The 8,102-nt window shown below is 66.1% G+C and carries 6 protein-coding genes and 1 pseudogene; all 7 read left to right on the top strand.

What is annotated here, in order from left to right; all coding sequences use genetic code 11:
- Positions 1-275, top strand: a pseudogene (locus tag Q0627_RS03010) (hypothetical protein); the annotation flags it as partial.
- Between the two features lie 192 nt (positions 276-467).
- The gene (gene whiA / locus Q0627_RS03005; protein WP_291012606.1) at positions 468-1,451 is read left to right on the top strand and encodes a DNA-binding protein WhiA; all 984 of its coding nucleotides are present in this window, start codon (positions 468-470) and stop codon (positions 1,449-1,451) included.
- 148 nt (positions 1,452-1,599) lie between these two features.
- Positions 1,600-2,619, top strand: a complete 1,020-nt coding sequence (gene gap, locus Q0627_RS03000; RefSeq protein ID WP_291012582.1) for a type I glyceraldehyde-3-phosphate dehydrogenase — start codon at positions 1,600-1,602, stop codon at positions 2,617-2,619.
- Complete coding sequence (gene pgk / locus Q0627_RS02995; protein WP_291012580.1) at positions 2,619-3,830, top strand: phosphoglycerate kinase; 1,212 nt, start codon at positions 2,619-2,621, stop codon at positions 3,828-3,830. The genes gap and pgk overlap by 1 nt, the downstream gene beginning before the upstream one ends.
- Positions 3,831-3,833: 3 nt before the next feature.
- Entirely contained in the window at positions 3,834-4,622 is a 789-nt protein-coding gene (gene tpiA, locus Q0627_RS02990) for a triose-phosphate isomerase (protein ID WP_291012578.1), read from the top strand.
- 93 nt (positions 4,623-4,715) lie between these two features.
- Positions 4,716-4,949: a preprotein translocase subunit SecG gene (gene secG, locus Q0627_RS02985; RefSeq protein ID WP_291012575.1), complete on the top strand. Its 234-nt coding sequence runs from the start codon at positions 4,716-4,718 to the stop codon at positions 4,947-4,949.
- A 180-nt stretch (positions 4,950-5,129) separates the two neighbouring features.
- Positions 5,130-7,961, top strand: a complete 2,832-nt coding sequence (ppc, locus tag Q0627_RS02980; protein WP_291012573.1) for a phosphoenolpyruvate carboxylase — start codon at positions 5,130-5,132, stop codon at positions 7,959-7,961.
- Positions 7,962-8,102: the final 141 nt, after the last annotated feature.

The following is an 8,102-nucleotide window of genomic DNA, read 5'->3' as shown; positions in this document are numbered from 1 at the left end:
TGGTCAATCTGGCGCCGGAACCGGGTGAGACACCGGGCTTTTCGGTGGAGCGTCATCTGCATGTGCTGCATGCGCACGCCGCTGCCTTCCGTGTCGATCACGTGGTGGTCGATTCCGCGTCGGTGCCGGCGGGGCGCGAGCGCGAGTACCTCGAGCAAGCTGCGGCCAAGTTCGGCGCGACGCTTCACGTGGGTGATCTCGCGGTGGCCGGCAGGCATGTGCACGACCCGGAGAAATTGGCGCATCTGATCCGCGACCTGTATGAAGATAAATAGTCTTTGTTACCTAAGATAACGAAGTCGGATCGGAGCATGCGCGTATGCGCGCCGTCACGGCCTTGCGATAATGGCCGTTCGTCGGGGTGATGCCCGTTCGGTGATGCTTGGCGCTCGCGGCTCACGGAGTGGTCTCGCGGTCACACCACAGCAAGCAGGGGGATGGGGAAGATGACAGGAGGCCAGGTACTGGTGGCGATGACGGCGGCGGTCAAGGATGAGCTCAGTCGCCTCTCGGTGACCACGGTCAGCTCCCGGAAGGCAGAGGTCTCCGCCCTTCTTCGGTTCGCCGGTGGCCTGCACATCGTTGCCGGCCGCGTCGTGGTCGAGGCCGAACTCGACGTGGGCAACGTCGCGCGGCGCCTGCGGGGCGAGATCCACGACCTCTACGGATACGGCTCCGAGGTGCACGTCCTGCGCAGCGGCGGAATCCGCAAGAGCGCACGGTTCATCGTCCGGGTCACCAAGGACGGCGAGGGACTGGCGCGGCAGACCGGTCTGCTCGACATGCGGGGCCGGCCGGTCCGTGGCCTGCCCGCACAGGTGGTCGGCGGCAGTGTCGCCGACGCCGAGGCCGCGTGGCGCGGTGCGTTCCTCGCACACGGCTCGCTCACCGAACCCGGCCGGTCGTCGGCGCTCGAGGTCAGCTGTCCCGGACCCGAGGCCGCGCTCGCCCTCGTCGGTGCCGCCCGCAGGCTCGGTGTCACCGCCAAGGCCCGCGAGGTCCGCGGGGCCGACCGGGTGGTGATCCGCGACGGCGAGGCCATCGGTGCGCTGCTGACCCGGATGGGTGCCCACGACACCCGGCTGGTGTGGGAGGAGCGCCGCATGCGTCGCGAGGTCCGCGCCACCGCCAACCGCCTGGCCAACTTCGACGATGCCAACCTCCGACGCTCCGCGCGCGCCGCGGTCGCAGCCGCTGCCCGCGTCGAGCGCGCCATGGAGATCCTCGGCGACGAGATCCCCGACCACCTTCTCGCCGCCGGGCAGTTGCGGGTGACGCACCGGCAGGCGTCGCTCGAAGAACTCGGCCAACTCGCCGACCCGCCGATGACCAAGGACGCCGTCGCGGGCCGGATTCGCCGACTGCTGTCGATGGCCGACAAAAAGGCACGCGCAGAAGGCATTCCGGACACCGAGGCGGCGGTCACCTCCGACCTGCTCGACGACGCCTGATTTTTCGGTGCCACATGCTGCTCCGGCAACCCCGGCCTACTAGGCTGAGATGCGGCGTAGGTCTCTCGGCGGCACCGGACGGGTGCCACCGGTGGCCCGTACCCGGGGCCGCACGGCCCGTCGATGAATACCGCTAAGGAGCACAACTGTGACTGTTCGGGTAGGCGTTAACGGATTCGGCCGGATCGGCCGCAACTTCTTCCGCGCTGTCGAGGCACAAAAGGCGCTGGGGACCACCGACATCGAGATCATCGCGGTCAACGACCTGACCGACAATGCGAGTCTCGCGCACCTGCTGAAGTTCGACTCCATCCTCGGCCGCCTGCCGCAGGATGTCTCCCTCGAAGGCGAAGACACCATCGTCGTCGGTGATGTGAAGATCAAGGCCCTCGAGGTCAAGGAAGGCCCGGCGGCCCTGCCGTGGGGCGACCTGGGCGTCGACGTGGTCGTCGAGTCCACCGGCATCTTCACCGCCCGCGCCAAGGCGCAGGGACACCTTGACGCCGGCGCCAAGAAGGTCATCATCTCCGCCCCCGCCTCCGACGAGGACATCACCATCGTGATGGGCGTCAACGACGACAAGTACGACGGCAGCCAGAACATCATCTCCAACGCCTCGTGCACCACCAACTGCCTCGGCCCGTTCGCCAAGGTCCTCAACGACGAGTTCGGCATCGTCAGCGGCCTGATGACCACCGTGCACGCCTACACCCAGGATCAGAACCTGCAGGACGGCCCGCACAAGGACCTGCGTCGCGCGCGCGCCGCGGCCATCAACATCGTGCCCACCTCGACAGGTGCCGCCAAGGCCATCGCCCTGGTTCTCCCGGAACTGAAGGGCAAGCTCGACGGCTATGCGCTGCGTGTGCCGATCCCCACCGGTTCGGTCACCGACCTCACCGTCGAGGTCACCAAGAGCACCACCGCCGACGAGGTCAACGCCGCGATGAAGGCCGCCGCCGAGGGCCCGCTCAAGGGAATCCTCAAGTACTACGACGCGCCGATCGTCTCCAGCGACATCGTCACCGACCCGCACAGCTCGCTGTACGACGCCGGCCTGACCAAGGTGCTCGGCAATCAGATCAAGGCCGTGTCCTGGTACGACAACGAGTGGGGCTACTCCAACCGCCTCGTCGACCTCATCGGTCTGGTCGGAAAGTCGCTCTGATGCCCGTAGCCACTCTGAAAGACCTTCTCGAAGAAGGTGTTTCGGGTCGCGGTGTGCTGGTTCGGTCGGATTTCAACGTCCCGCTCGACGGGTCGACGATCACCGATCCGGGCCGCATTCTGGCGTCGCTGCCCACCCTGGGCGCGCTGATCGATGCGGGTGCCAAGGTGATCATCACCGCCCACCTCGGTCGGCCCAAGGGTGAGCCCGACCCGAAGTTCTCGCTCGCGCCCGTCGCCGAGCGCCTGTCGGCCGAACTCGGTCGCAACGTGCAACTTGCCGGCGACGTCGTCGGTTCGGACGCACTCGCCCGTGCCGAAGGGCTCACCGACGGTGACGTGCTCCTGCTGGAGAACATCCGGTTCGACCCGCGTGAGACGTCCAAGGACGAGGCCGAGCGCGAATCGCTGGCCAAGGCCCTGGTGGAGCTCGTCGGCGACGACGGCGCCTTCGTCTCCGACGGTTTCGGTGTCGTGCACCGCAAGCAGGCCTCGGTCTACGACGTCGCCAAGCTGCTGCCGCATTACGCGGGCAATCTGGTGGCCGCCGAGGTCGACGTGCTGGCCAAGCTGACCCACGAGGTGGAGCGGCCGTACGCCGTGGTGCTCGGCGGGTCGAAGGTCTCCGACAAGCTCGGCGTCATCGAATCGCTGGCCCCCAAGGTCGACACCCTCGTCATCGGCGGCGGTATGGCATTTACGTTCCTTGCCGCGCAAGGTCATTCGGTGGGCACCTCACTGTTGCAGGAAGATCAGATCGACGTCTGCAAAGACCTGCTGGAACGATTCGGTGACGTGATCAAGCTGCCGGTCGATGTGGTGGTGGCCGACAAGTTCGCCGCCGATGCCGACTCGCAGACCGTTGCCGCCGACGAGATCCCGGACGGCTGGATGGGCCTGGACATCGGACCCGAATCCGTCAAACGGTTTACCGCAGTGCTCTCGGGCGCCAAGACGATCTTCTGGAACGGCCCGTCGGGCGTGTTCGAGTTCGAGAAGTTCGCCGACGGTACCCGCGGGGTCGCTGAGGCGATCGCCGAGACCACCGCCGGTGGTGCGTTCACCGTCGTCGGTGGCGGTGATTCGGCTGCTGCGGTGCGCACGCTGGGTCTGCCCGATTCCGGTTTCTCCCATATCTCCACCGGCGGCGGTGCTTCGCTGGAATATTTGGAGGGCAAGGAACTGCCGGGACTGAAGGTTTTGGAGAGCTGATACGTGACCACACGCAAGCCGCTGATCGCGGGCAACTGGAAGATGAACCTCAACCACCTCGAGGCCATCGCGCTGGTGCAGAAGCTGGCGTTCGCGCTGCCGGCCAAGTACTTCGACAAGGTCGACGTGACGGTGATCCCGCCGTTCACCGACATCCGCAGCGTGCAGACCGTCGTCGACGGCGACAAGCTGCTGCTCACCTACGGGGCGCAGGACCTGTCCGAACACGATTCGGGCGCCTACACCGGTGAGATCAGCGGGGCGTTCCTGGCCAAGCTGGGTTGCACCTTCGTGGTGGTCGGGCATTCCGAGCGCCGCACCCTGCATGCCGAGACCGACGAGGCGGTGCTGGCCAAGGCCAAAGCCGCACTGCGGCACGGCATCACGCCGATCGTCTGTATCGGTGAGGGCCTGGAGGTCCGCGAGGCCGGCAATCACGTCGACTACAACGTCGCGCAGCTCAAGGGGTCACTCGCCGGGCTGTCGGCCGAGGAGATCGGCAAGACCGTGATCGCCTACGAGCCCGTATGGGCCATCGGTACCGGCCGGGTGGCCAGCGCCGACGACGCGCAGGAGGTGTGTGCCGCCGTGCGTGGCGCACTGGCCGAGATCGCCGATGCCGAGACCGCGGCTTCGGTGCGGATCCTGTACGGCGGCTCTGTCAACGCCAAGAACGTCGGCGACATCGTCGGCCGGCCAGACGTCGACGGGGCACTCGTCGGCGGGGCATCGCTCAAGCCGGACGAGTTCGCAACGCTGTCGGCCATCGCCGCCGGGGGCCCGCTGCCGTAACCCGGCGTTAGCGTAGACTGTGGCGGATCGGTTCCCACCAGGGCCGGTCCGCCACATGTTTACGCACCCGAGACCGACAGGACACCGCCACTCGTGAAGCTCGCACTCGACATCGGACTGATCATCACCAGCATCCTGATGATCGCGCTGGTGCTGTTGCACCGTGGCAAAGGCGGCGGCCTGTCGTCGCTGTTCGGTGGTGGCGTGCAGTCCAGCCTGTCCGGGTCCAGCGTCGTCGAACGCAACCTCGACCGTCTCACCATCTTCGTCGGCCTCATCTGGGTCATCTTCATCATCGGCATCGGCGTCGACATCAAACTCTCCTGACGTTCACACGCTCCCTGTACCGGCCGGTCATCTTGATCCCTGAGGCCGAAGCGAGGCACGAGCGAGGGTCTCGAAGGGTCCGGTGACACTCGTCGCCTCACGTCACCACTTCGCACGCGACCAAAGCCCGATTCCCCGGTCGCACTGCCACGAACCGCAATTGGCGCAATACTGGTCGCCATGAGCGATTCGAGTCCTTCACGGGGTGCAGCAAGCTGGCGGCCATCGATTTCGATCGTCGACCACATTCACATCGATGACGAAGGGCGGTCACTGACCGAGCCGCTCCGCAACGACATCCGCCTGCTCGGCACCATCCTCGGTGACACCGTTCGCACCCACTCCGGCGACGACATCTTCGATCTCGTCGAGGGTTCGCGACGCGACGCCTTCCGCATCCGGCGCGGCGAACTCGACCGCGACAATCTTGCTGATCGGTATGCCGACATCGATATCGCGGTCGCGCTGCCCATCATCCGGGCCTTCAGTCACTTCGCGCTGCTGTCCAACCTGGCCGAGGACATTCACCGCGAACGCCGGCGCCGGATTCACGTCCGGGCGGGCGATCCGCCGCAAACGAGCAGCCTGGCCGCCACCTACTCCAGACTCGCCGCCGCCGATCTGAGCGACGCCGCAGTCGGTGCCGCGCTCGCCGACGCGACGGTGGTGCCGGTGATCACCGCGCACCCGACCGAAACCCGCCGCCGCTCGGTGTTCGAGGCGCAGCACCGCATCACAGACCTGCTGCGGGCACACCTGCGGCAGGATCCGACGCCGGAGGAGGACGAGGAGATCATCGAGGGGATCCGCAGGCAGATCCTCACCCTGTGGCAGACCGCGCTGATCCGGCTGGAGCGACCACGCATCGAGGACGAGATCCGTACCGGACTGCGGTACTACGATGCCGCGTTCTTCGAAGTGGTGCCCAAGATCAATACGCAGGTGCGGCAGGCGTTGCGTGGCGCCTATCCGGACGCGGGTATCGAGGATCAGCCGATGATCCGGATGGGCTCGTGGATCGGCGGCGATCGTGACGGCAACCCCTATGTGACCGAGGAGGTGGTCGGCTTCTCCACGACGATGGCCGCGCGCACCGCCATCGGCCACTATCTCGAGCAGTTGGAGGTGCTGGGGATGGAGATGAGCCTGTCGACCAGGCTCACGGTGCCCTTCGATGCGCTGTACGCGCTGACCGGAACGTCGCCAGAAGACCCATCGGCGGACGAGCCGTGTCGGATTGCATTGCGGCACATCCGTTCCCGATTGGCGGCCAAAGCCACCGCGATGTTCGGCGAGGACGTGATGCGCACGTCGGACCTGTACCTGGTGGACGGCTCGGCACCGTATGAGACAGCCGGCGAACTGCTCGCCGATCTCGATGTCATCGACGCGGCATTGCGCGCCAATAGTGACGAGATCATCGCCGACGACCGGCTGCGCACGCTGCGGGAAGGCGTGCGTACGTTCGGATTCAACTTGTACGGCCTGGACATGCGCCAGAACTCGGACATGCACGAGGAGGTGGTGGCCGAGCTGATCGCCTGGGCCGGTGTGCATCCTGACTACACCTCACTCGACGAGGACGAGCGGGTGGCGCTGCTGTCGACCGAACTGACCTCGCGCCGGCCGCTGATCGGTCCCGACGCCGAGCTGAGCGAGCTGGCCACCAAGGAGTTGGGCATCGTTCGTGCCGCAGCCAAAGCCGTTGCGCTGTACGGTCCCGAAGCCGTCCCCAACTACATCATCAGCATGTGCCAGTCGGTCTCCGACATGCTGGAGGCGATGATCCTGCTCAAGGAGGCGGGATTGTTCGACCCCAACGACGGATCGCCGCGCTCGACGGTCCGGGTGGTGCCGCTGTTCGAGACTATCGAGGATCTTCAGCAGGGTGCGGCGACAATCCTTGCGGCGCTGGATGTTCCGTTCTATCGAAAGTTGGTGGAGTCGCAGCGGGGCATTCAGGAGATCATGCTCGGCTACTCCGATTCCAACAAGGACGGCGGATACATGGCCGCGAATTGGGCGCTGTATCGGGGCGAACTCGACCTCGTCGAGGCGGCGAAGAAGGCGGGCATCCGTCTTCGGCTGTTCCACGGTCGCGGCGGCACCGTCGGCCGTGGCGGCGGACCGAGCTACGACGCGATTCTCGCCCAGCCGCCGGGTGCGGTGCAGGGTTCCTTGCGGATCACCGAGCAGGGTGAGGTGATCGCCGCGAAGTACTCCGAACCGGTCAAGGCCGCGCGCAACCTGGAGACACTGCTGGCCGCGACCATCGAGTCGTCGCTGCTGGACGTGGAAGGGCTGGGCGACGATTCGGAGTCGGCGTACCGCGACATGGACGAGATCGCCGCACTGGCGCGGGCCGCATACTCCAAGCTGGTGCACGAGACACCGGGTTTCGTGGAGTACTTCACCTCGTCGACGCCGCTGTCGGAGATCGGTGCCCTCAATATCGGGTCGAGGCCGGCATCGCGTAAGCAGACCAAGGCGATCTCGGACCTACGGGCCATACCGTGGGTGCTGAGCTGGTCACAGTCCCGTGTGATGCTGCCCGGCTGGTACGGCACCGGATCGGCGTTCGAGCAGTGGATCGACGGCGACGAGAGCAAGCTCGCCACGCTGCGCCGCTACTACGAGGAATGGCCGTTCTTCACCTCGGTGATGTCGAACATGGCGCAGGTGATGGCCAAGTCCGACATGGGCCTGGCCAACCGCTATGCCCAGCTGGTACCCGATGAGGAGCTGCGCGACAAGGTGTTCGGCATGATCGTCGACGAACACGAACGAACCATCAAGATGTACTTCACGATCACTGGCACCAACGACCTGCTCGCCGACAACCCGGCCCTCAAACGCTCGGTCTACAACCGCTTCCCGTACCTGGAGCCGCTCAACCTGCTACAGATCGAACTGCTCCGCCAGTTCCGCGCCGGCGAGGACTCGCCCCGCATCCGCCGCGGCATCCAGCTCACGATGAACGGCCTGGCCACCGCGCTCCGTAACAGTGGATAGGGGATAGACCGGGCCTGGGCCCGCTGGACCGGCATCCAGCAGCCGATTTGCGTTCTGTCGCCCCACCCCCGTAACCTTCTTCAAGTCAACGCGGGGTGGAGCAGCTCGGTAGCTCGCTGGGCTCATAACCCAGAGGTCGCA

The organism is uncultured Gordonia sp. (genome assembly GCF_937858515.1).
In the GTDB taxonomy this organism is placed as follows: Bacteria; Actinomycetota; Actinomycetes; order Mycobacteriales; family Mycobacteriaceae; genus Gordonia.
The sequence above is the reverse complement of the archived record's forward strand: the minus strand, read 5'-3'. Positions and strand labels throughout refer to the sequence as shown.